The organism is Streptomyces sp. NPDC051907 (assembly GCF_040681075.1).
GTDB lineage: Bacteria > Actinomycetota > Actinomycetes > Streptomycetales > Streptomycetaceae > Streptomyces.
Map to the genome: position 1 here is coordinate 43,364 of NZ_JBFAYB010000034.1, position 22,349 is coordinate 65,712.

22 protein-coding genes and 2 pseudogenes are annotated in these 22,349 nt (G+C 72.6%); 10 read left to right on the top strand and 14 right to left on the bottom strand.

Features of this window, described 5'->3' with window-relative positions; all coding sequences use genetic code 11:
* Positions 1 to 173: 173 nt before the first annotated feature.
* Positions 174 to 1,157, top strand: coding sequence for a phosphatase PAP2 family protein (locus AB0M39_RS19530; protein WP_365365904.1), 984 nt, complete (start codon positions 174 to 176; stop codon positions 1,155 to 1,157).
* 205 nt (positions 1,158 to 1,362) lie between these two features.
* Here the strand turns inward: AB0M39_RS19530 and AB0M39_RS19535 are convergent, their stop codons facing one another.
* On the bottom strand, positions 1,363 to 1,578 hold the full coding sequence (locus AB0M39_RS19535) for an I78 family peptidase inhibitor (protein WP_365365906.1): 216 nt from the start codon (positions 1,576 to 1,578) through the stop codon (positions 1,363 to 1,365).
* 451 nt (positions 1,579 to 2,029) lie between these two features.
* On the opposite strand from AB0M39_RS19535, the gene ctaD reads away from it, so the two are divergent.
* Entirely contained in the window at positions 2,030 to 3,739 is a 1,710-nt protein-coding gene (ctaD, locus tag AB0M39_RS19540; protein ID WP_365365908.1) for a cytochrome c oxidase subunit I, read from the top strand.
* Here the strand turns inward: ctaD and AB0M39_RS19545 are convergent.
* The 5 genes from AB0M39_RS19545 to AB0M39_RS19565 are packed head-to-tail and all read right to left on the bottom strand — an operon-like array spanning position 3,699 to position 8,709.
* Positions 3,699 to 4,655 carry a YafY family protein gene (locus tag AB0M39_RS19545; RefSeq protein WP_365365910.1) on the bottom strand — a complete coding sequence of 319 codons (957 nt, stop codon included), beginning with the start codon at positions 4,653 to 4,655 and terminating at the stop codon, positions 3,699 to 3,701. The genes ctaD and AB0M39_RS19545 overlap by 41 nt on opposite strands.
* A gap of 56 nt (positions 4,656 to 4,711) precedes the next feature.
* The gene (locus AB0M39_RS19550; RefSeq protein ID WP_365365912.1) at positions 4,712 to 5,503 is read right to left on the bottom strand and encodes a hypothetical protein; all 792 of its coding nucleotides are present in this window, start codon (positions 5,501 to 5,503) and stop codon (positions 4,712 to 4,714) included.
* Positions 5,503 to 6,786, bottom strand: a complete 1,284-nt coding sequence (locus AB0M39_RS19555; RefSeq protein ID WP_365365914.1) for a glycosyltransferase family 4 protein — start codon at positions 6,784 to 6,786, stop codon at positions 5,503 to 5,505. The genes AB0M39_RS19550 and AB0M39_RS19555 overlap by 1 nt, the downstream gene beginning before the upstream one ends.
* Before the next feature lie 56 nt (positions 6,787 to 6,842).
* Complete coding sequence (locus AB0M39_RS19560) at positions 6,843 to 8,195, bottom strand: ABC transporter substrate-binding protein (RefSeq protein WP_365365916.1); 1,353 nt, start codon at positions 8,193 to 8,195, stop codon at positions 6,843 to 6,845.
* Positions 8,173 to 8,709, bottom strand: a complete 537-nt coding sequence (locus tag AB0M39_RS19565) for a hypothetical protein (protein WP_365365918.1) — start codon at positions 8,707 to 8,709, stop codon at positions 8,173 to 8,175. Before AB0M39_RS19565 ends, AB0M39_RS19560 begins: the two co-directional genes overlap by 23 nt.
* A 93-nt stretch (positions 8,710 to 8,802) precedes the next feature.
* Between AB0M39_RS19565 and AB0M39_RS19570 the strand changes: the two genes are divergently transcribed.
* Genes AB0M39_RS19570 through AB0M39_RS19580 form a run of 3 tightly spaced genes read left to right on the top strand, consistent with a single transcriptional unit; the run spans position 8,803 to position 12,553 of the window.
* Positions 8,803 to 9,252 (top strand): hypothetical protein, encoded by a 450-nt coding sequence (locus tag AB0M39_RS19570; protein ID WP_365365920.1) that lies wholly within the window; start codon positions 8,803 to 8,805, stop codon positions 9,250 to 9,252.
* Positions 9,240 to 11,873 carry an ATP-binding cassette domain-containing protein gene (locus AB0M39_RS19575; RefSeq protein WP_365365922.1) on the top strand — a complete coding sequence of 878 codons (2,634 nt, stop codon included), beginning with the start codon at positions 9,240 to 9,242 and terminating at the stop codon, positions 11,871 to 11,873. Before AB0M39_RS19570 ends, AB0M39_RS19575 begins: the two co-directional genes overlap by 13 nt.
* Positions 11,870 to 12,553 carry an ATP-binding cassette domain-containing protein gene (locus AB0M39_RS19580; RefSeq protein WP_365365924.1) on the top strand — a complete coding sequence of 228 codons (684 nt, stop codon included), beginning with the start codon at positions 11,870 to 11,872 and terminating at the stop codon, positions 12,551 to 12,553. Before AB0M39_RS19575 ends, AB0M39_RS19580 begins: the two co-directional genes overlap by 4 nt.
* Positions 12,554 to 12,661: 108 nt before the next feature.
* On the opposite strand, the pseudogene AB0M39_RS19585 reads toward AB0M39_RS19580, so the two are convergent.
* The 3 genes and pseudogenes from AB0M39_RS19585 to AB0M39_RS19595 form a co-directional block, all read right to left on the bottom strand.
* Positions 12,662 to 12,826, bottom strand: a pseudogene (locus tag AB0M39_RS19585) (transglycosylase family protein); the annotation flags it as partial.
* Positions 12,783 to 12,878 (bottom strand): annotated as a pseudogene (locus AB0M39_RS19590) (transglycosylase family protein); the annotation flags it as partial. The pseudogenes AB0M39_RS19590 and AB0M39_RS19585, both read right to left, overlap by 44 nt.
* A 230-nt stretch (positions 12,879 to 13,108) precedes the next feature.
* A complete protein-coding gene (locus tag AB0M39_RS19595; RefSeq protein ID WP_365365926.1) occupies positions 13,109 to 13,765 on the bottom strand; it encodes a transglycosylase family protein in 657 nt (218 codons plus the stop codon).
* A gap of 564 nt (positions 13,766 to 14,329) precedes the next feature.
* Between AB0M39_RS19595 and AB0M39_RS19600 the strand changes: the two genes are divergently transcribed.
* A complete protein-coding gene (locus AB0M39_RS19600; RefSeq protein ID WP_365365928.1) occupies positions 14,330 to 15,112 on the top strand; it encodes a hypothetical protein in 783 nt (260 codons plus the stop codon).
* A 243-nt stretch (positions 15,113 to 15,355) separates the two neighbouring features.
* Positions 15,356 to 15,682: a hypothetical protein gene (locus AB0M39_RS19605; protein WP_365365930.1), complete on the top strand. Its 327-nt coding sequence runs from the start codon at positions 15,356 to 15,358 to the stop codon at positions 15,680 to 15,682.
* A 117-nt stretch (positions 15,683 to 15,799) separates the two neighbouring features.
* Here the strand turns inward: AB0M39_RS19605 and der are convergent, their stop codons facing one another.
* The 5 genes from der to aroH form a co-directional block, all read right to left on the bottom strand.
* Positions 15,800 to 17,260 (bottom strand): ribosome biogenesis GTPase Der, encoded by a 1,461-nt coding sequence (der, locus tag AB0M39_RS19610; protein ID WP_365365932.1) that lies wholly within the window; start codon positions 17,258 to 17,260, stop codon positions 15,800 to 15,802.
* Positions 17,261 to 17,326: 66 nt separating this feature from the next.
* Positions 17,327 to 18,013, bottom strand: coding sequence for a lysophospholipid acyltransferase family protein (locus AB0M39_RS19615; RefSeq protein WP_365365934.1), 687 nt, complete (start codon positions 18,011 to 18,013; stop codon positions 17,327 to 17,329).
* Positions 17,968 to 18,654, bottom strand: coding sequence for a (d)CMP kinase (cmk, locus tag AB0M39_RS19620; protein ID WP_365365936.1), 687 nt, complete (start codon positions 18,652 to 18,654; stop codon positions 17,968 to 17,970). Before cmk ends, AB0M39_RS19615 begins: the two co-directional genes overlap by 46 nt.
* A gap of 208 nt (positions 18,655 to 18,862) precedes the next feature.
* On the bottom strand, positions 18,863 to 19,948 hold the full coding sequence (locus AB0M39_RS19625; protein ID WP_365365938.1) for a prephenate dehydrogenase: 1,086 nt from the start codon (positions 19,946 to 19,948) through the stop codon (positions 18,863 to 18,865).
* Positions 19,945 to 20,307 carry a chorismate mutase gene (aroH, locus tag AB0M39_RS19630; RefSeq protein WP_365365940.1) on the bottom strand — a complete coding sequence of 121 codons (363 nt, stop codon included), beginning with the start codon at positions 20,305 to 20,307 and terminating at the stop codon, positions 19,945 to 19,947. The genes AB0M39_RS19625 and aroH overlap by 4 nt, the downstream gene beginning before the upstream one ends.
* A gap of 323 nt (positions 20,308 to 20,630) precedes the next feature.
* Between aroH and AB0M39_RS19635 the strand changes: the two genes are divergently transcribed.
* The 3 genes from AB0M39_RS19635 (at position 20,631) to AB0M39_RS19645 (ending at position 22,343) form a co-directional block, all read left to right on the top strand.
* Positions 20,631 to 20,963 carry a DUF952 domain-containing protein gene (locus tag AB0M39_RS19635; RefSeq protein WP_365365942.1) on the top strand — a complete coding sequence of 111 codons (333 nt, stop codon included), beginning with the start codon at positions 20,631 to 20,633 and terminating at the stop codon, positions 20,961 to 20,963.
* Positions 20,964 to 21,042: 79 nt separating this feature from the next.
* The gene (locus AB0M39_RS19640) at positions 21,043 to 21,717 is read left to right on the top strand and encodes a hypothetical protein (protein ID WP_365365944.1); all 675 of its coding nucleotides are present in this window, start codon (positions 21,043 to 21,045) and stop codon (positions 21,715 to 21,717) included.
* Positions 21,714 to 22,343, top strand: coding sequence for a DUF6529 family protein (locus tag AB0M39_RS19645; RefSeq protein WP_365365946.1), 630 nt, complete (start codon positions 21,714 to 21,716; stop codon positions 22,341 to 22,343). The genes AB0M39_RS19640 and AB0M39_RS19645 overlap by 4 nt, the downstream gene beginning before the upstream one ends.
* Positions 22,344 to 22,349 lie beyond the last annotated feature (6 nt).

Genomic DNA, 22,349 nt, shown 5'->3' on the forward strand with positions numbered 1-22,349 from the left:
GCCTAGGAAAGAACACCCCGTGAAGACGCGCTACTGAATAGCGGACAAGGTCATCTTGCTTTCCGTGCCGGCCGGGAATATATCCGGATCTGAGACCTACTCCACATCACATCGACATCACGAACGTACTGGATCGGCCTAGCTGGTCACTCACTCGCTGTAACGTCGATTGGGTGCGTACCGACATCTTTGCCCGCCTCGACCGGGAGCCGGAACCGCCGAAGATAGAGATCCCGCGGATGACCCGCACCCGTCTCGCCCTCTTCGGCGGGACGTCGGCGTTCTATCTCGCCATCGTCGTCGCCGTGCTTGCCTCGACGTGGCTGGTGATCATCGACTGGAAGATCATGCTGTTCCGGCCCTACCAGCAGTGGCCGGAACTGCACGCCTTCCTCGACTACTTCGTGGTCCTCGGCCAGCGCGGCCCCACCGCCGTGATGGTCGCTGCGTGGCTGGGCTGGCGCTCGTGGCGCCAGCACACCCTGCGGCCCCTGCTCGCTCTGGGCGCCTCGCTGCTACTGCTCAACGTGACCGTGGGAGCGGTCAAGATCGGTCTCGGGCGGCTCGGCCCCCACTACGCGACGCAGATCGGATCAGCCGAGCTGTACGCCGGCGGCGATATATTTCCCTCCGGGCACACCGCGAACGCGGTCGTGACCTGGGGAATCCTGGCGTATCTGGCCACCACGCCGCGGGCTCGGCGCTATCTGTCGGCCCTGTCGGCGACGGTCTCCCTGGGCGTCGGACTGACCACCGTGTACCTCGGTACGCACTGGCTGAGCGATGTGCTGCTCGGCTGGGCCGCCGGGCTGCTGATCCTGCTCGCGCTGCCCTGGTGCGAGCCGCTGATCGGCCGCGCGGAGGCCTGGATCCTCGGGGTCCGCGAGCAGTGGCGTGCGCGCCGTCGGCTCGCTCCCTCGCTGCCGGTCGCCTCGGGCGGCCCGCGACCTGCGATGTTCCCCCAGCGGGGCCCGTCGGGGACCGAGGGTCCGGCCCACGAGCCGGTGTCCGCCGGCAGCGGCTCCCGGACCGGCGCCGCCGCCACGAGAACGCATATCGCGCAGCCCCGGCCGCGCGCGGTGCACTCCGAGCGGACGCCGGTCACTCCCTCCGGCAGCCGCCGTCCGCCGCACTCGCGGCCGGTGACGGGTGGCTGAGGGGCGGCTGACCGGCGACCGACCGGCCTGACGGCCGATCCCCGGACGGCATAGCGGGACGAAGTACGACGAAGGCCCCGACACGGAGCGTGTCGGGGCCTTCGTCGTATATCCAGGCTTTGAGTGCGTGTATCCGGGCCTAGGGCGCCTATGCCTGGACTTTGGGTGCGTACGCCGTCCTCGGCTGCGCGCGCCCAGCAGGTCATCAGCCGAGCCAGCAGCGGATGACCTTGCCGCCCTCGACCTCGAAGTTGAGCCTGCCCGACAGGTACTCCATGGTGATGATCGCGCCCGCCGGCAGCGCTCTGACGGTCGTCCAGCCGCGCTCGCGGGCTTGGCGCTCGGCGTCGTCGGCGACGAGGCCGACGTACGACTCGGGGGCGTCGTCGGGCTGTGCGGGGGGTGTCGGTATGGGAGGCATGCCACCCACCGTAAGCGGCGGCGGACCGTGACGGAAGCAACATCGGCGACGGAAGAAGACGATGCGACAGCAGCCCCGAGTACCTCACCGGTCACGCTTCTGTCACAGGATCTCGACACTCGTTTAGCCCGATCCGCGTCACTCGAACGTGCAGTTCACGCTCGTCTGCACGGTAATTGCGCAGAGCCGTACAGAGCTATGGCTAACATGCTCAATTCCCGACTGAAATGTCCCAGGAAGTTACCGCGCGCCAATTGACGGGACGTCGATAGATTTACGGGTTCCTTACAGGATCCGCCCGCGTCTTCGTACACACTCTCGGCCCCTCGCCCCTGCGGTGGGAAGGCGCTCTGTCGGAGGGGACCCGCGGCGAGCATCATGTCTGGAGCCCGATCCGAATGACCGAAGCCCGATGACCGAAGCCCGAGCCGCGGACAGCGAGGGGGCAGCGATGGGTACGGAGACCGCGGAGGCGACGGCCCACCCGGTGCGGGAGCGCAGCCCGGGGCAGGTGGTCGTGGACTGGCTGACGACGACCGACCACAAGAAGATCGGGCATCTCTATCTGATCACGTCGTTCGGCTTCTTCCTCGTCGCCGGTCTGCTGGCCATGCTGATGCGGGCCGAGCTGGCCCGCCCCGGGCTCCAGCTGATCAGCAACGACCAGTTCAACCAGGCCTTCACCCTGCACGGCACGATCATGCTGCTGCTCTTCGCGACCCCGGCCTTCGCCGGCTTCGCCAACGAGATCATGCCGTTGCAGATCGGCTCGCCGGACGTGGCCTTCCCGCGGCTGAACATGCTCTCGTACTGGCTCTACCTCTTCGGCGGCCTGATCGTGCTGGGCTCGCTGCTCGTGCCCAGCGGTCCGGCCAGCTTCGGCTGGTTCGCGTACGCCCCGCTCAACTCGCTGGATCGCTCCCCCGGCATCGGCGCCGACATGTGGATCATGGGGCTCGCCCTCTCCGGCTTCGGCACGATCCTCGGCGCGGTCAACTTCATCACCACGATCATCGGAATGCGCGCGCCGGGGATGACCATGTTCCGGCTGCCCGTCTTCACCTGGAACGTGCTCTTCACATCGATCCTGGTGCTGTTCGCCTTCCCGGTGCTCGCGGCGGCGCTGCTGGTGCTGGAGGCCGACCGGCAGTTCGGCTCGGTGGTCTTCGCGCCGGAGAACGGCGGGGCGCTGCTGTGGCAGCACCTGTTCTGGTTCTTCGGCCATCCCGAGGTCTACATCATCGCGCTGCCGTTCTTCGGCATCGTGACGGAGATCCTGCCGGTCTTCTCCCGGAAGCCGATCTTCGGGTATCTGACGCTGGTGGGCGCGACGATGGCCATCACCGGGCTGTCGGTGGTCGTGTGGGCGCACCATATGTTCGCCACCGGCGCGGTGCTGCTGCCCTTCTTCTCCTTCATGTCCTTCCTGATCGCGGTCCCGACCGGGGTGAAGTTCTTCAACTGGACCGGGACGATGCTCAAGGGCTCGCTCTCCTTCGAGACGCCCATGCTGTGGGCGATCGGCTTCCTGGTGTCCTTCCTGTTCGGCGGGCTGACCGGAGTGATCCTGGCCTCGCCGCCGATGGACTTCCACGTCACCGACTCGTACTTCGTCGTCGCGCACTTCCACTACGTCGTCTTCGGCACCGTCGTCTTCGCGACCTTCGCCGGCTTCTTCTTCTGGTGGCCGAAGTTCACCGGGAAGATGCTCGACGAACGGCTCGGCAAGATCCAGTTCTGGACGCTCTTCATCGGCTTCCACACCACGTTCCTGGTCCAGCACTGGCTGGGCGCGGAGGGAATGCCGAGGCGGTACGCGGACTATCTGGCGGCCGACGGATTCACGGCGCTGAACACCGTGTCGACCATCGGCTCCTTCCTTCTGGGACTGTCGACGCTGCCGTTCCTCTACAACGTCTGGAAGACCTGGAAGTACGGCGAGAAGGTCGACATGGACGATCCCTGGGGCTTCGGACGTTCGCTGGAATGGGCGACATCGTGTCCGCCGCCGCGCCACAACTTCACCACCATCCCGCGCATCCGCTCCGAGTCGCCCGCCTTCGATCTGCACCATCCGGAGTTCGCGGCGCGGCTGGAGACGGCGGACGGCGCGGGGCCGGTCACCCCAGAGCCCGGGAGAGCCGGTCCCGGACCGTCCTGACGTGCTCGGTCAGCTCCCGCGGCTCGACCACCTCGAAGTCCACGCCCATGAGCATGACGTGAACGACTATCACGTCCAGGCTCGCGGCTCGGGTGCGCAGCAGACAGCTCGTGTCGTCGATCGGCTCCAGGACGCCGTCGGAGGGGCCGACGATCTGGGCGGCCTGCTCGGCCGAGGTCCTCAGCCGGACGACGGCCTCGGCGGCGTAGGCGCGGACGGACACGCCCTGGGAGACATAGGCGGCGAGGTCCTCGGCCGGCGGGGTGCGCGGGGCGAAGCGCGGGCCGTGCGGCGGCTTGGGGACGACGCGGTCGGCCCGGAACGTACGCCAGTCGGCGCGGTCGAGGTCCCAGGCGACCAGATACCAGCGGTACTCGGTGCAGACCAGGCGGTGCGGCTCGACGGTACGACGGGTGGAGGCGCCGCCGTGGTCGCGGTACTCGAAGCGCAGCCGCTCGCTGTCCCGGCAGGCGTTGGCCAGCTCGGTCAGCACGGAGGCGTCGACCTGGGCCCGGGGGGCGCGCAGCATCGGCACGGTGAAGGCGTTCAGGGCGCTGACCCGGCGGCGCAGCCGGCTGGGCAGGACCTGCTCCAGCTTGGCCAGGGCGCGTACGGAGGACTCGCCGATGCCCTCGACGCCGTTGCCGGCGGCGGTGCGCAGGCCGACGGCGACGGCCACGGCCTCCTCGTCGTCCAGGAGCAGCGGCGGCAGCTCCGCCCCCGCGCCGAGCTGGTAGCCGCCGCCCGTGCCGGGGCTGGCGTTGACGGGGTAGCCCAGCTCGCGCAGCCGGTCGACGTCGCGTCGCACGGTCCGCGCGGTGACCCCGAGCCGATCGGCCAGATCGGCGCCGGACCATTCGCGGTGGGCCTGCAGCAGCGAGAGCAGGCGCAGCAGTCTTGCCGAGGTCTCCAACATGGCGTCGAGTCTGCCAGCGATTGAGGACGAGAACGGTCCTCAAGTGCAACGCCTCGTCAGCCCGCCTTGGTGAGGCGCACGCAGAGGTCGTTGTCGCCCGTGTAGCAGGGCGCCGCCCGGCAGGTGTCCGTCGTGTGCTTCGGGTAGACGAAGATGCTCTTGCGGTCCCAGACGTCGTCGAGGATGCGGGAGATCTTTATCCCCGCAGCGTCCGCCGCCGGGCGCAGCCACAGCTCCCACAGCTGCTCCTTGCCCACCGGCTGCTCGGCCAGCGCCTGGTACGGCAGGGTGAAGCCGAACGCCCTGCCCTCGCCGGTCACCGGCACCTGGTGCACCCGGTCGCCGGAGCGCAGCCTCGCCTCGGCCACCGCGCCCTCGCCCAGCTCGACGCCGTACAGCTGCCCCTGGACGGTCATCGCGCCCTGCTCCGCCGCGAGGACGATGTCGCCCGCCTCGGCGTGCGGGGCCCGCACCCAGCAGCGCACCGCGAGCCGGCCGTCCGCCGTCGGGTAGGGGATGCGCACGGCGATCCGGTCCAGATCGGGGGCGCGGTCCACCAGCGCCCGCAGATCCCTGATGCCGGGCTCGAGCGCCTCGCCCTGATCGGTGTACGCGTCCCAGCGGCCCTCGGCCAGCTCCACCGTGCTGGGCAGCACAGCGCGCGAGGTGCCGTCGCCCGACGGGGTCAGCGGCAGCCTCAGCTCGTCCGCGCCGGTCTTGCCGCCGCGCCGCTTGAGCACCAGCACGGCGTCCGGCGCGCCGGCGCCCGCCACGTCGAAGGTGACGCCGCCGGCTGAGTCGGCGATGCAGTCGGCCCGGGGCGTCTTGTGTTCGGTGGACGTCGTCATCAGCTGTTCTTGCCCTTCCGGAGCACCCCTGCGGCCAGATAGCGCAGCGAGTACGCCCCGTCGTACACGGCGCCCCGGCCTCGATGCAAGGCCTCCTTCAGGGCGCTGCGCGAACGTCCGGCCTCGCCCCGGGCGACGAGCTCGGCGAACAGGGCCTCGTGGCGCTCGGCGATCCGGGCCGGGTCGAAGCGCGCCGACGCGGCGAGCGCCGCCTGTCCGGTGCGCCGGCGCAGATCGTCGTCCTCGATCAGGGCGAGCAGGGCGTCGGCTATGGCGTCGACGTCGCCGACCTTCACCAGCCTGCCGTCCACGCCGTCCTCGATGATCTCGCCGGGACCGTGCGGGCAGTCGGTGGAGACGACGGGCAGACCGCAGCGCATCGCCTCGACGATGGTCATGCCGAAGGACTCCAGGCTGGAGGTGACCGCGGCGATCGAGCCCTTGACCCACTCCGGCTCCAGCGGGTTCGCCGAGCCCATCAGGAAGACGTGGTTGTGGAGCTGGCGCTCCTCGATCAGGGCGCGCAGGGCGTTCTTCTCGTTGCCGGTCGCGTCGCCGCTGCCGTAGATCCGCAGCCGCCAGTCGGGGCGGGCGGCGGCCACCTTGGAGAACGCCTTCACCAGCAGGTCGTACCGCTTGACCCGGGTCAGCCGGCCCGCGGCCACGACCCACTTGGCGGTGGAGTCGGCGGGGTCGACGGAGGGGGCGGGCACGCTGTTGGGCACGGCCTCGATGTGCACGCCGGGCAGCTTCAGCTGGGAGCGATAGGAGCCGGCGTCGGCCTCGGTGACGGTGGTGACCGCGTCGAGGAGGAGGTAGCGGTGGGCGATCTCGCGGCGCAGCCGGTAGCCGTGGCTGTCGAGGGTCAGATGCTCCTGGCCGACGCGGACCGGGCCGCGCCGGGTCTGGCGGGCGATGTGGACGTTGAGCCCGGGGCGGGTGCCGACGACGACGTCGGCCTCGAGGGACCCCAGATGGGCGGCGATCCGGGCGTCGGTGAGGCGGCTGTACTGCTTGTGCCGGCCGTCGCCGCGCGGGAAGACCTTGGCGGGGCGCTTGTGCTGCGGGTCGTCGCCGTCGTAGGCGGGGCTGTCCTTGCGGAGGTCGACCAGGTGCTTCATGACGACGCCCGCGGGGGCGCCCATGGTCGGCTCGTCGCGGTGGCGGAAGACGGAGACGATCTCTACGTCGTGCCGCTCGGCCAGGGTCTGGGCGAGGTTGAACGTGGTCCGGATCGTCCCGCCGATGCCGTACGCGTTATGGAGCAGGAATGAGATGTGCATACGCCGCCGCGTCCCCCTGGATCTTCGAATCTGCAGGAGTGGACTGTACTTGGCTCCTAAGGCCGATAGGGGATCTGGGGCACGGTGAAGCAGTTCTCGGTCATGTCGCCGCCCTGGGCGACCCAGCCGCTGCCGTCCTGCCAGCGGGCGACGGACAGACAGGTGCGGCGGGTCGCCGGCGGCTCGGCGAGCTTCTCGTACGAGACGGGGAGGAGCAGTCCGCGGGCGGTGTACGGCTCCGGGCGGTTGAGGTAGCGCTCGACGCACGCGCGCGTGATGCCGTCGCCGCCCGCCTCCGCGCTCGTCGACTCGTCGGTGTCCCTCGTGCCCTGGGCCGAGTCCTCGGCCTCTTTGGCGCAGGAGGCCGCGGCGTCGGAGAACCACATGGCGGCGGCCCAGCCCTCCAGCTGCCACTGGGACAGCTCCCGGCCCTCCATAGCGTCGCGGAACTCCTTCACGGCGGGGCTGGCGACGTCGTCGTAGTTGCGGCTGGACCCGGTCGCCCAGAGGGCGTTGCGGCAGGCAGGGGCGTCCTTGAAGTCCTTTGGCACCGAGGACGACCAGTTCTGGACGTTGGTGACCTTGGCCGTGACGCGTACGCCGACGGCGTCCATGGCCTCGCAGAGCTGGGCGTTGCCATGGGTGTCCAGGGCGTCGAAGACGAGGTCCGCGCCCTGCCGGCGCAGGTCGGCGGCGACCGCGCGGAAGTTGGGCAGCGCGAAGTCGACCTGCTCGCCCACGACGCGGTAGCCCTCGGCCCGCAGGCCCTCGGTGATCAGCCGGGCGTACGCGGCGGAGGACGCCTGGTTGTAGGAGACGACGGCGGCGGTGCGGGCGCCCTGTTCGCGCTTGAAGTAGCGGTAGACCTCGGTGCCGCCGTAGAGCGTGCCGTTCCAGCCGGGCTTGCCGCCGTCGCGCGGGGCGAGGCTGCCGTAGATCCCGTACAGATGCGGGTACGTGTCGTACGCCGGGCCGATGGGCTGGCCGCCGACGTCGGGGACGCCGGCCTCGGAGACCCGGGGCGCGCCCGCGTAGTCCAGCGCGGTGGTGGCGACGAGCGCGAACACCTTCTTCTCGTCGACGAGTCGGTGCACGCATTCGTTGTTGCCGACGCCGCTGCCGCCGTCGTCGCAGGAGATCGCCTCGACGCGGCGCCCGGCTATGCCGCCTCGGGCGTTGAGGGCGTCGAAGTAGGCCCTGGCGCCGTCGCCGGGGCCGGTGAAGGCCGCGCCGCCGACCGGGCTGGTGGCGCTGGCGATGACGCCGACGCGGATCGGCTCGCGCGCACCGCCTTGACCGGACGGCGCCGCGCTCTCGAAGGCGCTCTCCGGCAGCCGGCTGCCGCAGGCGCCGGCCCCCGCCAGGGCCGCCGCGAGCAGCAGGGCTTCAGCAGCCCGGCGGGGCCGCATCGCCGCTGAGCTTGACCAGGGCGCACAGCGACTTCACGGAGACCTTCCAGGTCTCGTCCTCGAAGATCGCGGCGCCCTTGGAGTCGGGCAGTGCCGGGGCGCCGCCGACCAGCAGGTCGTACGTCACCGTGGCCTGGGTCGGCGAGGTGAACTGCACGTCCGTGACCTCGACCGAGGTCTGCGCGGCGTTGCGGTCGCCGCCGAACGCGGCGAGCAGCGGTCGCAGGGACTCGCCCTTCTCCAGCACCGCGACCTTGTCCTCGGTGGACGCATCGGGGTCGAAGAAGGTCGTCCAGTTCTCCCGGACCTCCTGCTCGGCGGCTGCCGGGTCGGCGGGGCCGTCCCCGGTCGGCGCAGCGCCGGTCGTCGGCGTCGCGGGCGCCGTCGCGGTCGGCGTGGGCGACGAGGCGGAGCCGGAGCCGCCGTCGTCCGAGCAGGCCGCGGCTGCGGGAAGGAGCACCAGGACCGCGGCGGCAGCCCACGCCGTGGTTCGGGGTTGCCTGACAGGGACCATCTGGCTCACCACCGGTTGTCGGCTTCCAGCGTCTGTCCGTTCAGGGCATAGTGCAAGAAATCGCCGAACACCGCCAGAGCCGGAGGGGCGCTGATGGAGACGTCGCGAGTGCTGTGGTGGGGCGGGCTCGCGACTGCGGCCTGCGGCGCCGTGCTCTGCGTCGTCGGCTGGTACGGCGTGTCGGGCGAGCGGTTCGCCGCCCGCCAGATCCCGTACCTCGCCTCCTGCACCGTGCCGGGCGCGGCGCTGCTGGTGGCGGGCGCCGTGCTGCTCGCCGCCGCCTCGGCCGGACGGGCGGCGACGCTCGCCGAGGCCGCTTCGGCCGAACGGGCGGCGGGGCAGGACGGATCGCGCCCGTCCGACGAGCCCGGTCCCGAGGTCTCCTGGAACGCCCCTTCCTCGCAGGAGCCGCCGCTGCGGACGCCCGGCGGGACGCTGGCGCACCGGCCGGACTGCCCGCTGGTGGCGGGCAAGCCGGAGGCCGTGCCCGTCGGCGACGAGGAGCTGGCGCCCTGCCCGGTGTGTGAGCCGTGGCGTCCCTGACGTACGACCTCGCCCTCGCCGGGCTGGCCGTCGGCAGCGCCGCCGCGCTCACCGGGATCGGACTGATCGTCACCTACCGGGCGACGGGGGTGCTGAACCTGGCGCACGGCGCCATCGCCATGGTCTGCGCCTATGTGCTGCGGCAGTTCGCGGTGGAGTGGGGCTGGCCGCTGCCGCTCGCCGCGGCGGTGACGCTGCTGCTCGTCGCGCCGGCGATCGGGCTGCTCCTCGACCGGCTGGTCTTCCGCCCGCTGGCGGTGGGCGACGTGGATCCCACGCGGGCGCTGGTCGCCTCGATCGGGGTGTTCGTGCTGCTGGTCGGGGGCGCGGCGCTGGTGTGGGGCAGCGGGGCGCGCTCGGACGCACCGGCGCTGCTGCCGGACGATCCCTGGGCGCAGCTGGGCGCGGTGCTGGCGCTGGCCGCGCTGGTCACCGCGGTCACCCGGTGGACGCGGTTCGGGCGGGAGCTGCGCGCGGTGGTCGACAACCGGGCGCTGGCGGCGCTGGGCGGGATCGACGCGGACCGGGTGTCGGCGGCGGGCTGGGCGTTCGGCTCGTTCACGGCGGGGCTGACGGGCGTGCTGCTGGCGCCGTACGTACGGCTCGACCCGTACGGCCTGCCCCTGCTGGTCGTCGAGGTGATCGCGGTGGCGGTAGTCGCCCGGATGCGGAGCCTGGCGGTCGCGGTGGCCGCCGCGCTGGCGATCGGCGTGGCGCAGGCGCAGCTGACCCGGCTGCACCCGTCCGGGTGGGGCGAGCCGCTGCTCCAGGCCGTGGGCGCGAATCTGTTCGTGGTGGCGCTGCTGATCGCGGCGCTGGTGCTGCCGGGGGTGGGGACGCGGGACACGCTCGCGCGGACGGCGACCCCGGCGGTGCGGATCCCGCTGGGGGCGTGGGCGGTCGCGGCGATCCTCTTCCTGCTGCCCCTCGGCTTCGCGGGCTCGGACCTGCATACGTCGATCCAGGTGCCGGCGCTGGCTCTGATCCTGCTGTCGCTGGTCGTGGTGACCGGCCGGGGCGGCCAGATCTCGCTGGGGCAGGCGGCGTACGCGGGGCTCGGCGCGCTGTTCACCGCGCTGCTGGCGGCGGGGCGCTTCCCGGGACTGCCCCGGCTGCCGGAGCTGGCCGCGCTGGCGGTCGCGGTGCTGCTGGTGGCGCCGTTGGGCCTGCTCACGGGATGGCCGGCGATCGGCCGGCAGGGGCTGGCGCTGGCTCTGGCGACGCTGGCGGTGGGGGTCGCGGTGAGCCGTTTCGTGTTCGCGCAGCCGTACGCGACGGCAGGGCTCTCGCTCTCCCGTCCGGCGGGCCTCACCGGCGACCGCGCGTTCTATCTGCTGGAACTGGCGGTGCTGGCCTGCGCCCTGGCCGCGGTGGCGGCGCTGCGCCGGGGCCGTACGGGGCGTGCGCTGGCCGCTCTGCGCGACCACGAGGCGGGGGCGCAGGCCGCGGGCGTCGCGGTCCCCGCGCTCAAGCTGCTGGCCTTCGTGACCGGCGCGGCTCTGGCGGCCCTGGGCGGCGGTCTGCTCGGCATGGGCCTGCGCGCCTTCGACCCGGGGGCGTACGACCCGGTCCGCGGCCTGCTCTGGTTCGCGGCGGTCGTGGTGCTGGGCGCCGACAACCTCCTGGGGCCGCTGGTCGGGGCTGCGCTCCTGGTGGGCCTGGACGCGGGAGCCAGGGGCGGGGTGGCGGCGGCGGTGATCGGCCTGCTCGCGATCTTGATCGGCCGTTTCCCGGACGCGCTGGAGCGCACGCTGGCCGCGCTGGGCGTGCGCGGCACGCGGGAGGGGGACGGCGGTCGTCCGCGGCCTGTCGCGGCGGGACTCGGCGCGGGTGCCGGTTCCGCTCCTGGGGAGGACGGGGGCGGCGGCGAGGACGCAGTGCGGGCGGGCGGGCCGTCGGCGACGGCGCGGAGCCCGGCGCGCGCGGTCGTCGGCAAGAGCGCCGCGCGCTCGCTGCCCGGCTCTCGCCGCGACCGCCCGCACCTGCTCGTCGCGCGGTCCGTGCGGCTGCGGTTCGGCGCCTTCACCGCCCTCGACGGCGTCGACATCGACCTGCCCGCCGGCCAGGTCACGGCCCTCGTCGGAGCCAACGGCGCCGGCAAGACCACGCTGTTCCACTGCCTGTGCGGCACCCTGCGGCCCGACGCCGGGCGCGTGGAGCTCGACGGCGTCGACATCACCCGGCGGCCGGCCCACACGCGGACCAGGATGGGGATCGCGAGGACCTTTCAGCAGCTCGCGGTCTTCCCCTCGTTGACCGTGGAGGAGAACGTACGGATCGGGGCCGAGCAGGGGCGCGGACGGGACCTTGCCGCCGTCGAGCCCGTCCTGCGGCTGCTCGGGCTCGACGGGCCCGTCCGGCTCTCGCCCGCCGCCGGGCTCTCCACGGGGGCGCTGCGGCGCGTCGAGTTGGGGCGGGCGCTCGCCGGGGGCCCGCACACGCTGCTGCTCGACGAGCCGGCGGCCGGGCTCGACGCCGTGGAGGCCGAGGCGCTGGCCCGGATCCTCGGCGCGCTCGCCGCGGACGGGATGGCCGTGCTCGTCGTCGAGCACGACCTCGACCTCGTCGCCCGCGTCGCGCACACCGTGCATGTGATGGAAGCGGGGCGGATCCTGCGATGAGCGTCGAGATCGAGCTCCGCGCCGCCCGCGTGCGGTACGGCCCCCTGGAGGCCCTGCACGGCGTCTGGCTCCCCGTGCCCGCCGCCGCCCTCACCGTGCTCCTCGGCCGCAACGGCGCCGGCCGCACCACCGCCCTGCGCGCGCTCGCCGGCGCCGTGCCGCTGCACGGCGGGCGCGTCGTGTGGCGCGGCGTGGACGTGAGCGGCCTGCACGCCTACGAACGGGCCCGCCGCGGACTGTGCTTCGTACCGGATCTACGGGCCGTGTACGGCGCCCTCACCGTCGCCGAGAACCTCGAGCTGGCCGCCGTGGACGGGGAGTTCGGCCGCGCCCTGGACGGCTATCCCGCCCTGCGCCCGCTGCTCGCCCGCCGCGCGGGCGCCCTGTCCGGAGGCGAACGGCGCATGCTCGCCCTCTCCCGGGCGCTGCTCTCCCCCGCCCGCGTCGTCCTCGTCGACGAGCCCACGCAGGGCATGTCCCCCGACGTCGCGGCCCGTACGTACGACCTGCTGCGCGGTCTCGACGCGGCCGTCGTGATCGCGGAGCAGAGACTGCCGCCGAGCCTGTGGCGCGGCCGCTCCCCGGTGATCGTCCATGAGCTGCGGCGGGGCTCCGTCGTCTTCAGCGGGGAGCCCTCCGAGCTCCGGCCGCCGAGGGGGCCGGAATCGACGCCGCTGTGAGCCGGTCCGGCAAGTCCCGTCGCCGTCGGGCGATCGAGGCGAGCCTGTCGCCGGGCTGGATGGTGGGACGCGCCCGTTGAGCCCGCAGGGCTGGGGGCAGGCGGGCCGCTCCTCCCAGCCCTGGGTCCGCAGGACCTCCCTCGCGACCGCGGTCTGCTGCTCGCGGGTGGCGAGGCCCGCGCGCGGCGCGTGGGCGAGTCCGCCGGACGCCGCATATGTGCTCTGCGGGAACTGCTGCCCAGGTGCTCTGCCGGAACTGGAGTCCGCGGCAATGGCCGTTGCCGGTGTCGAGGCGCCGGTCTTCGCCGGTGTCGCACTGGGCGATGCGGCTCCAGGGCCACCCGCTCGTCGTGCAGTCGGCTGCGGCGACGCGGTGGGAGCCTCAGCCGCCTGGGGCAGGCACGTGGGCGCCGACGGGCGTCGGGGCCGCAGCAGTTGCGGGCACCGGCGCCCCAGCGAGGGCGGAGGCCGGCGACCGGAAGCCGGTCTTCGGCATCGCGTCACGCTGGCCCGCGGCCCCACCCGGTCGTCCCGGGCGGAGCCGCGGGCATGGCCTCAGAGAGCGAGCCGCTGTCCGGGCACGATGAGATTCGGGTCGTCGCCGATGACGGCCTTGTTCGCGGCGTAGACGCCTCGCCAGTCCGCGCCGTGGGCCGCGGCGATGCCGCTGAGGGTGTCGCCGGAGCGGACGGTGTAGTCGTCGCCGCGCGCGGCGCCCCGCTGGGTGTGCCCGGAGGCGCGCTCGGGGGCCTTCGCGGGCGCCGCGGGCTTCGCGGCCCGGGTCTTCGCGGCGGGCTTGGCCGGCTTCGCGGGCTTGGCCTTCGCCGCGGGCGCCTCCGTCTTCGGCGCGCTGCCGGCGGCCCCTGCCCGTGCCGAGCAGGTCGGCCACGCGCCCCACCCCTGGGACTGCTGGACCTTGGTGGCCACGGCGATCTGCTGCGCCTTGGAGGCCTTGTCGGCGGTCGAGGCGTACGCCCCGCCGCCGTAGGCACGCCACGTGCTGCCCGAGAACTGGAGCCCGCCGTAGTAGCCGTTGCCTGTGTTGATGTGCCAGTTGCCGCCGCTCTCGCACTGGGCGATGCGGTCCCATACCTCGCTGCCGGCTGCCCGGGCCTCGCCCGTGGTCGCCGTGAGCAGAGCCAGCGGGGCCACCAGTGCGGCCCCGACGAGCGCTGCGGTGTCACGCCTGCGCTGAGAACGGGTCGTGAACATCGAATCCCTCTCGAAGGACCCGGGGTCCCTCGCCGCGGTGCGGACATCGGCGCATCCGGCGCCTCCGTCCGCTCCGCCCCGCCCGCCTGAGGTGGTGGTGCCGGCCCCGTCACAGGGCCGTCGTGCTCGTTGTCCCGCCGTACGGCGATGACGCCGCCGTACGACCCGGGCGGGCTGTCCCGGGCGGTGCTCTGTGCACACGACGGAGGAATCTATGGAGCGCACCCCCCTGACACCAGCTGACACCGACCAATCCCCTGTCGTTCCAGGCCAGTTGCCCGTTACTCGCAGTAGCGACCAATTCCGGCCACCCACTTGATTCGCTGATTTCCTGATTTGTCGACCTGACGCTCACGCGATCTGTGACCCGGTTCACCGCGTCAACTTCCGTGCACTGCGCACTTACTGACAGAGAGTTACCGATTTCGAGTCCCGTCTCACCCCTCGCGTCGGCCGGTTCGATTCCGTTCCCCTTCGCGCGTGACTACCGCCACAGGTCGCCCGTTGAACTCTTTGCCAGCCGGGACCCGCCCGGCGAACGCACACAAGTCCGAGGAGCCACCCGTGCCGCGCATGCTCGACGTCAGCGAGGACGTACGCGCCGAGATCGGTGACGAAGAAGCCGACCGGCTGCTGGCCGGAGAGAACGCACCGGGCAGCTATGACTGCACCTCCTGCCGCACCCCGGGCGACTCCGAGCAGGAACGCACCAGCACGGTGCTGTTCGTGGGCGAGGAGACCGCCGTTCTCGCTTTCGCCCACGCCACCTGCATCCCCTCCCAGGTCGTCCAGGTCGCCGAGGACCAGCTGCAGGGCGCGGTGCGGTCCATCACCGGCGAGGAGCCGCAGCGGATTCCCGGCGCCGCCCCCCAGCAGGCCGTCCTCGGCATCACCAGCGGACTCGTCCTGATCGAGGGCGATCTGCACCCGGCCCTGGTCGTCGAGCCGACCGCCCCCATCGCCCGCCCCGGCACCACGGGCAACGGCGGGGACGACTTCCTTCCGCTCCTCATCGAGCAGGGCTTCGTCCCGATCTCCGACGTCAACCAGGTGCCGGGACAGCTGACGGGCTGGTCCGTCCTGCTCGCCATGGGCCAGCTGCACGCCGTGCTCCAGCCCGGCACCGGCGGCGGCAGCCCGGTCGCCTGGTGGCAGGCGCACCAGCCGCTCCAGGTGACGGAGGGCTGGCGTACGGCGGCCAACAAGTCGCACACGGTCCTGGTCTTCGCCGCGCCGGTCGGCTCCATCGGCCAGCAGCCGCGCGAGGACCTGCTCCGCGACGCGCTGGAGAAGGCCGCAGCGGGCGGGCGCCTGGTGGGAGCGGCGATGCCGCTCGCGGGCACCTGATCCAGCCGAGCGCACGACCGCGCCGGAGCGGACGCCATGACCGCGCCGGGGCTCACGACATGACCTGGGCCGGGCCCGCGCACACGACCGTGCGCGGGCCCGGCCCATGGCCGCCCCGCTGCCGAGCGCGCGACGACGCCGGGGGTGCATCAGAGCACCCCCGGCGCACGTATGCTCCGCTCCCCGGAAGAATGCAGCTGCGACCAGCCCGCATCCGACCGACCAGCGGGTCGTTTCACGTACGTGCACTCATACGACCCCCCGCGTCAGCCGTACCAGAGCCAGATCCCCTCGATGCGCCCCTCGCACGAGTCGATGGCGGCCCCCTCCTCCACGCCGATCTACGACGCGCTGTACTCCGAGTACCTGAGGTCGTTCAAGGCGTTGCCGGGCGATCGGAGCGGCGAGGAGGATCTCGGCTTCAAGGGCTTCGGCGGCGGGCTGCACAACAGCCGCGGCGGCACGCACACCGGGCACTCCAGCTCCGGAGGCTGGCAGCCGATCGGCCGGGTGCACCCCACGAGCCATCTGCCGGCCGCGCTGCCGCCAGGGCCTCGCAGGGGTATGTGAGTCCTCGCGGCGGATTACGCAGCGGACTTCGCCCGGATTTCGCGGCGGATACAGAACTGCCCCGGACCGTCGCCGGTCCGGGGCAGTTCCGCGTGGGCGCGCAGGCGCCCCGTCAGCTCACTTCTTGCGGCCGCGCTTCTCGCGCACCCGCACCGAGATGTGGATCGGGGTGCCCTCGAAGCCGAACTCCTCGCGCAGACGGCGCTCGACGAAGCGGCGGTAGCCGTGCTCCAGGAAGCCGGAGGCGAAGAGCACGAAGCGCGGGGGCTTGGTGCCCGCCTGCGTGCCGAAGAGGATGCGGGGCTGCTTGCCGCCGCGGATCGGGTGCGGGTGGGAGGCGACGATCTCGCCGAGGAAGGCGTTCAGCCTGCCGGTCGGGACGCGCGTCTCCCAGCCCTCCAGCGCCGTCTCGATCGCCGGGACCAGCTTCTCCATATGGCGGCCGGTGAGCGCCGAGACGTTCACCCGCGGCGCCCAGGCGACCTGCTGCATCTCGGTCTCGATCTCGCGCTCGAGGTAGTAGCGGCGCTCCTCGTCGAGGTCGTCCCACTTGTTGTAGGCGACGACGATCGCGCGGCCCGCCTCGACGGCCATCGTGATGATGCGCTGGTCCTGGACGCTGATGTTCTCGGACGCGTCGATCAGGATGACCGCGACCTCGGCCTTCTCGACGGCGGCGGCCGTGCGCAGCGAGGCGTAGTAGTCGGCGCCCTGCTGGAGGTGCACCCGCTTGCGGATGCCGGCGGTGTCGACGAACTTCCAGGTGATGCCGCCGAGCTCGATGAGCTCGTCGACCGGGTCGCGGGTGGTGCCGGCCATCTCGTTGACGACGACGCGCTCCTCGTTGGCCACCTTGTTGAGCAGCGAGGACTTGCCGACGTTCGGGCGGCCGATCAGGGCGATGCGGCGCGGTCCGCCGACGGCGTTGCCGAAGGTCTGGGCCGGGGCCTCGGGGAGCGCCTCCAGCACGGCGTCGAGCATGTCGCCGGTGCCGCGGCCGTGCAGCGAGGAGACGGGGTGCGGCTGGCCGAGGCCGAGCGACCACAGGGCGGTCGCGTCCGCCTCGCCGCTCGGGCCGTCGACCTTGTTGGCGCAGAGCACGACGGGCTTTCCGGCGCGGCGCAGCAGCTTGACGACGGCCTCGTCGGTGTCGGTGGCGCCGACGGTGGAGTCCACGACGAAGACGACCGCGTCGGCGGCCTCGATGGCGTACTCGGCCTGGGCGGCGACGGAGGCGTCGATGCCCAGCACGTCCTGCTCCCAGCCGCCGGTGTCGACGACCTTGAAGCGGCGGCCCGCCCACTCGGCCTCGTAGGTGACGCGGTCGCGGGTGACGCCCGGCTTGTCCTCGACGACGGCCTCGCGGCGGCCGATGATGCGGTTCACCAGGGTCGACTTGCCGACATTGGGGCGGCCGACGACGGCGAGGACGGGCAGCGGGCCGTGGCCGGCCTCGCCGATGGCGTGCTCGACGTCCTCGAGCTCGAAGCCCTCTTCCGCGGCGAGCTCCATGAACTCCGCGTACTCGGCGTCGCCAAGCGCTCCGTGCTCGTCGCCGGAGTGGATCTGGTCGTTCATGAAGTGCTTACCTCGTTCGTTGCATCATCGATGGACCGCGCCTGCGGCCCACTACTCAAGTCTTACCTAGCGCCCGGTGAGGCGCTTGGCGTTTTCCAGGTGGGCGGTGAGCCGGTCCTGGATGCGCACGGTGGCGTCGTCCAATGCCTTGCGGGTACGCCGGCCGCTGCCGTCGCCCGCCTCGAAGGCCTCGCCGAAGACGACGTCGACCCCGCTGCGCAGCGGAGGCAGCGCCTTTATCAACCGTCCGCGGCGCTCCGTGCTTCCCAGCACCGCCACGGGGACGATGGGCGCTCCGCTGCGTACGGCGAAGTACGCGAGGCCGGCGCGCAGCGACGCGAAGTCGCCCTGGCCCCGGGTGCCCTCGGGGAAGATCCCGAGGACGCCGCCGTCCTCCAGCACGCCCAGGGCGTTGGTGACGGCGGCGCGGTCGGCGGTCGTACGGTCCACCTTCAGCTGACCGATTCCCAGCAGGAACGGGTCGAGGGGGCCGATGAACGCCTCTTTCTTGATCAGGAAGTGCACGGGACGGGGAGCGGTGCCCATGAGCATCGGCCCGTCGATGTTGTGCGAGTGGTTCACGGCGAGGATGACGGGTCCGGTGGCCGGGACCCGCCAGGCGCCGAGCACCCGCGGTCTCCACAGCCCGTACATCAGGCCTATGCCGATCCGACGCCCGACCGCCGCGCCCTTCGCGGACGGCTTGGTCACCTCGCGGCCGCCCGCTTCTCCTCCACGAGGGTGACGACGCACTCGATGACCTGCTGCAGGGTCAGGTCGGTGGTGTCCACCTCGACCGCGTCGCCCGCCTTGGCGAGCGGGGAGGTCTTCCGGCTGGAGTCGGCCGCGTCCCGCTTGATCAGGGCTTCCTTGGTGGTCGCGACGTCCGCGCCCTTCAGCTCCCCGCTGCGGCGGGCGGCGCGGGCCTCCGGGGAGGCGGTCAGGAAGATCTTCAGGTCGGCGTCCGGCAGCACGGTGGTGCCGATGTCGCGGCCCTCGACGACGATGCCCTTCTCGGCGGAGGCGGCGATCGAGCGCTGCAGCTCGGTGATCAGCGTCCGCACCTCGGGGACCGCGCTGACCGCGCTGACCTTGGAGGTGACCTCCTGGGTGCGGATCGGGCCGGAGGCGTCCTCGCCGTCGACGGTGATGGCCGGCGCGGCCGGGTCGGTGCCGGAGACGATGGCGGGCTTGCCCGCGGCGAGGGCCACGGCGGCCGGGTCGTGCACGTCGACGCCGTTGCTGATCATCCACCAGGTGATCGCGCGGTACTGCGCGCCGGTGTCGAGGTAGCTCAGGCCCAGCGCCTGAGCGACCGCCTTGGAGGTGCTCGACTTGCCCGTTCCGGAGGGGCCATCGATGGCGACGATCACGGATTCCACGGTGTCGGACACCTTCCTGGTACGCGGGAGAGGGCAGGCGGGAGTGCCAGTGCGCTCCGCACAAGGTTACCGAGGATTCCCCCTGCCCCGGCACGGGCGCCGGACGAGGCCTCTCGGGACCGGTGTGCGAGGCGCGCATGCGGCTCGCAGGCGGGGCCCGGCAAGCCCCGCCCACCTGCCGAACGCGCCGGCACCAGGAGCGGCGCCGCCCCGGCCACGCCTACTGGCGGATCGACCAGCCGCGCTCCCGCAGCGACGCGCTGAGCACCGTCGCCGCCGCCGGCTCCACCATCAGCTGCACCAGACCCGCCTGCTGCCCGGTCGCATGCTCGATGCGCACGTCCTCGATGTTCACGCCCGCCCGCCCGGCGTCCGCGAAGATCCGGGCGAGCTCGCCCGGCTGGTCGCTGATGAGGACCGCCACGATCTCGTACGACGCCGGCGCCGCGCCGTGCTTGCCCGGGACCCGGACGCGGCCCGCGTTGCCCCGGCGCAGGACGTCCTCGATGCCCTCCGCGCCGCCCCGGCGCTTGGACTCGTCCGAGGACTGCAGCGCTCGCAGCGCCTGGACCGTCTCGTCCAGGTCGGCCGCGACGCCGGCCAGCACGTCCGCCACCGGGCCCGGGTTCGCGGAGAGGATCTCGACCCACATCCGGGGGTCGGAGGCCGCGATGCGGGTCACGTCGCGGATGCCCTGGCCGCAGAGCCGTACCGCCGTGTCGTCCGCCTCCTCCAGCCGCGCCGCGACCATCGAGGAGATCAGCTGCGGGGTGTGGGAGACGAGGGCGACCGCGCGGTCGTGGGCGTCGGCGTCCATGACGACGGGGACGGCCCGGCAGAGGGCCACCAGCTCGAGGGCGAGGTTGAGGACCTCGGTGTCGGTGTCGCGGGTGGGCGTGAGCACCCAGGGCCGGCCCTCGAAGAGGTCGGCGGTGGCCGCCAGCGGGCCCGAGCGCTCCTTGCCGGCCATCGGGTGGCTGCCGATGTAGGCGTCGAGGTCGAGGCCGAGCGCCTCCAGCTCGCGGCGGGGGCCGCCCTTGACGCTGGCCACGTCGAGGTAGCCGCGGGCCAGGCCCGCGGACATCGCGTCGGCGAGCGCGGCGGCGACGTGCGCGGGCGGCACGGCGATGATCACGAGGTCGACCCGGCCCTCGGGCGGCTCGTCCGTCCCGGCGCCGAGCGCGGACGCGGTGCGGGCGCGCTCCGGGTCGTGGTCGCGCAGATGCACGCCGACTCCGCGGCTCGCGAGGGCCAGCGCCGCCGAGGTGCCGATCAGGCCGGTTCCGATGACGAGGGCTGTTCTCACTGGGCGATGTCCTTGCGGAGGGCGGCCGCGGCGCCGAGGTAGACATGCGCGATCTCGGACTTGGGCAGATCGGACTCGACGTGCGCGAGTATCCGTACGACCCGCGGCATCGCCCCGGTGATGTCCAGCTCCTGCGCGCAGATCAGCGGTACGTCGACGATGCCGAGCTTGCGCGCGGCGGCCGCCGGGAAGTCGCTGTGCAGATCGGGCGTGGCCGTGAACCAGACGCTGATCAGATCGTCGGCGCCCAGTCCGTTCCGCTCCAGGATGGCGGTGAGCAGCTCGCCGACCTGCTCGTCCATGTGTCCGGCGTCGTCCCGTTCGAGCTGGACGGCTCCTCGGACCGCTCGTACCGCCACGTCGTCTCCTTAGCCTGTGCGGGTGCTGCGTTCAGCGTAGTCAGCCGCCCGTGCGCGCCGCCGCCCCGTCCGTCGCCGAGCGCGCCCAGCAGCGCGCCGAGGATGCTGCCCGCGCCGCCGGCGCCGCTCCCCTGGCCGGCGCCGCTGCCGCCGAGGAGGCTGCCCAGAAGACTGCCCAGATCGTTTCCCGCCATGATCATGCCTTTCGCAGAGGCTCTCACGAGGGTTCACAAAGGGGCTGAACATGGCTAATGTCACCTAAACCCCATGCCGCTGCCACCGGGCGAGCCTCCGCGCGCCCCCCTTGCGCTACAAATGGCGACATGCTTTTTCATGTCGTGCCGGTGGACGAATGGACCGCGGACCCCGAGCGTCCGTATGCCCCGGCCTCTCTGGCCACCGAGGGGTTCGTGCACTGCTCGCCCGACGAGCCCGCGGCGCTCGCCATCGCCGACGGCCTCTACCGGGACGCCCCTGACCTGCTGGTCCTGGTGATCGACGAGTCGGCCCTCGCCTGCGAGGTCCGCTGGGAGGGCTCGCGGGACATGCTCTTCCCGCATGTGTACGGAGCGATCGAGCGGTCCGCGGTGACCGGCGTGCTGGCGGTGCGGCGGGACGCGGACGGCCACGCGCGGGAGCTCCGCCCCTGGCTCTGACGGCTCAACTCTCCTGGACTCCGGGCGGCGGTAGCGGTTGCATGGAGGGCACATGCCCCGCTGCGGGGGAGGCCCGCCTGTGAAGCGCTCAGGACCACTGTTCACGCTGCTCGCAGGGCTGCTGCTGGCGGTCTTCATGCTGTCGCTGAACGCCACGACGGGGACGCGCGCGCTGGCTTCGTACGGCGACGAGACCGCGCCCCCCGCTCCCTCCCCCACGCCCGCCCGGTCGCCGTCCCCGGTCCCCTCGCCCACCGCATCGCCGACGCGGTCCGCGCTGCCCGACGCCGCCTACGCGGGCCGTACGGCCCGCGACACGGCCGCCGTCTCCGTCTCCGTACGGGACGGGAAGGCCGTCGCGTACTTCTGCGACGGCCGCACCCAGGAGTCCTGGCTGAAAGGCGATGTCGAGGACGACGGCAGCATGCGGCTGGCCGGGAAGCACGGCGCGAGGCTCGAAGGCGTCCAGAGCGCCGGGAAGGTCGAGGGCACGGTCGAGATCGACGACCGGACCTGGAAGTTCACCGCCGCCAAGGCGGTCAAGCCGTCCGGTCTGTACCGGGCGACCGCCGAGGTGCGCGGCGCGAAGGTCGACGGCGGCTGGATCGTCCTCCAGGACGGCCGCCAGGTCGGCGTCCTCACCCGCGAGGGGAAGCCCGCCGCGGCGCCCCGGATCGACCCCGGCTCCGGCGCCGTCACGGTGGACGGCGTCCGGCTCACCGCCCGCCCCGTCGTCCCCGGAGGCGCGTCATGAGCTTCGGCCCTGTGGACCCCCGCTCCCGCCCCGTGGACCCCGACGCGCGCACCGCCTCGTTCCCGAGCCCGAGCGACCCCGGCGGGCACGCGCGTCCGAGCGCCGCGCGCTTCCTCGTGCCCGCGCTGGTCGCCGCGGCGGTCGCGGTCGGCCTCGGGGCGTACGGCACGGTGCACGACCCGGCGGGCACGGCCTTCAACCTGGCCGGCTTCAGCAGCACGGGCGCCGTCAAGTCCTGGCTGGCGAGCGCCGCTCTGCTGTTCGCCGTCGTCCAGCTCGTCTCGGCGCTGGCGATGTACGGACGGCTGCCGGGCGTCGGCGCCGCGTCCTGGACCCCCGCGGTGCACCGCTGGTCGGGCCGGATCGCGTTCCTGCTGGCCGTGCCGGTCGCGGTGCACTGCCTGTACGGACTGGGCTATCAGACGTACGACACGCGCGTGATGTGGCACTCGCTGCTCGGTTGCTTCTTCTTCGGCGCTTTCAGCGCCAAGATGCTCCTGCTGCGAACGGAACGGCTGCCGGCCTGGCTGCTGCCGCTCGTCGGCGGAGTCGTCTTCACCGCGCTCACGGTCGTCTGGCTGACCTCGGCGCTCTGGTTTTTCCGCACGGTGGGGGTCACAACGTAGGGAGAC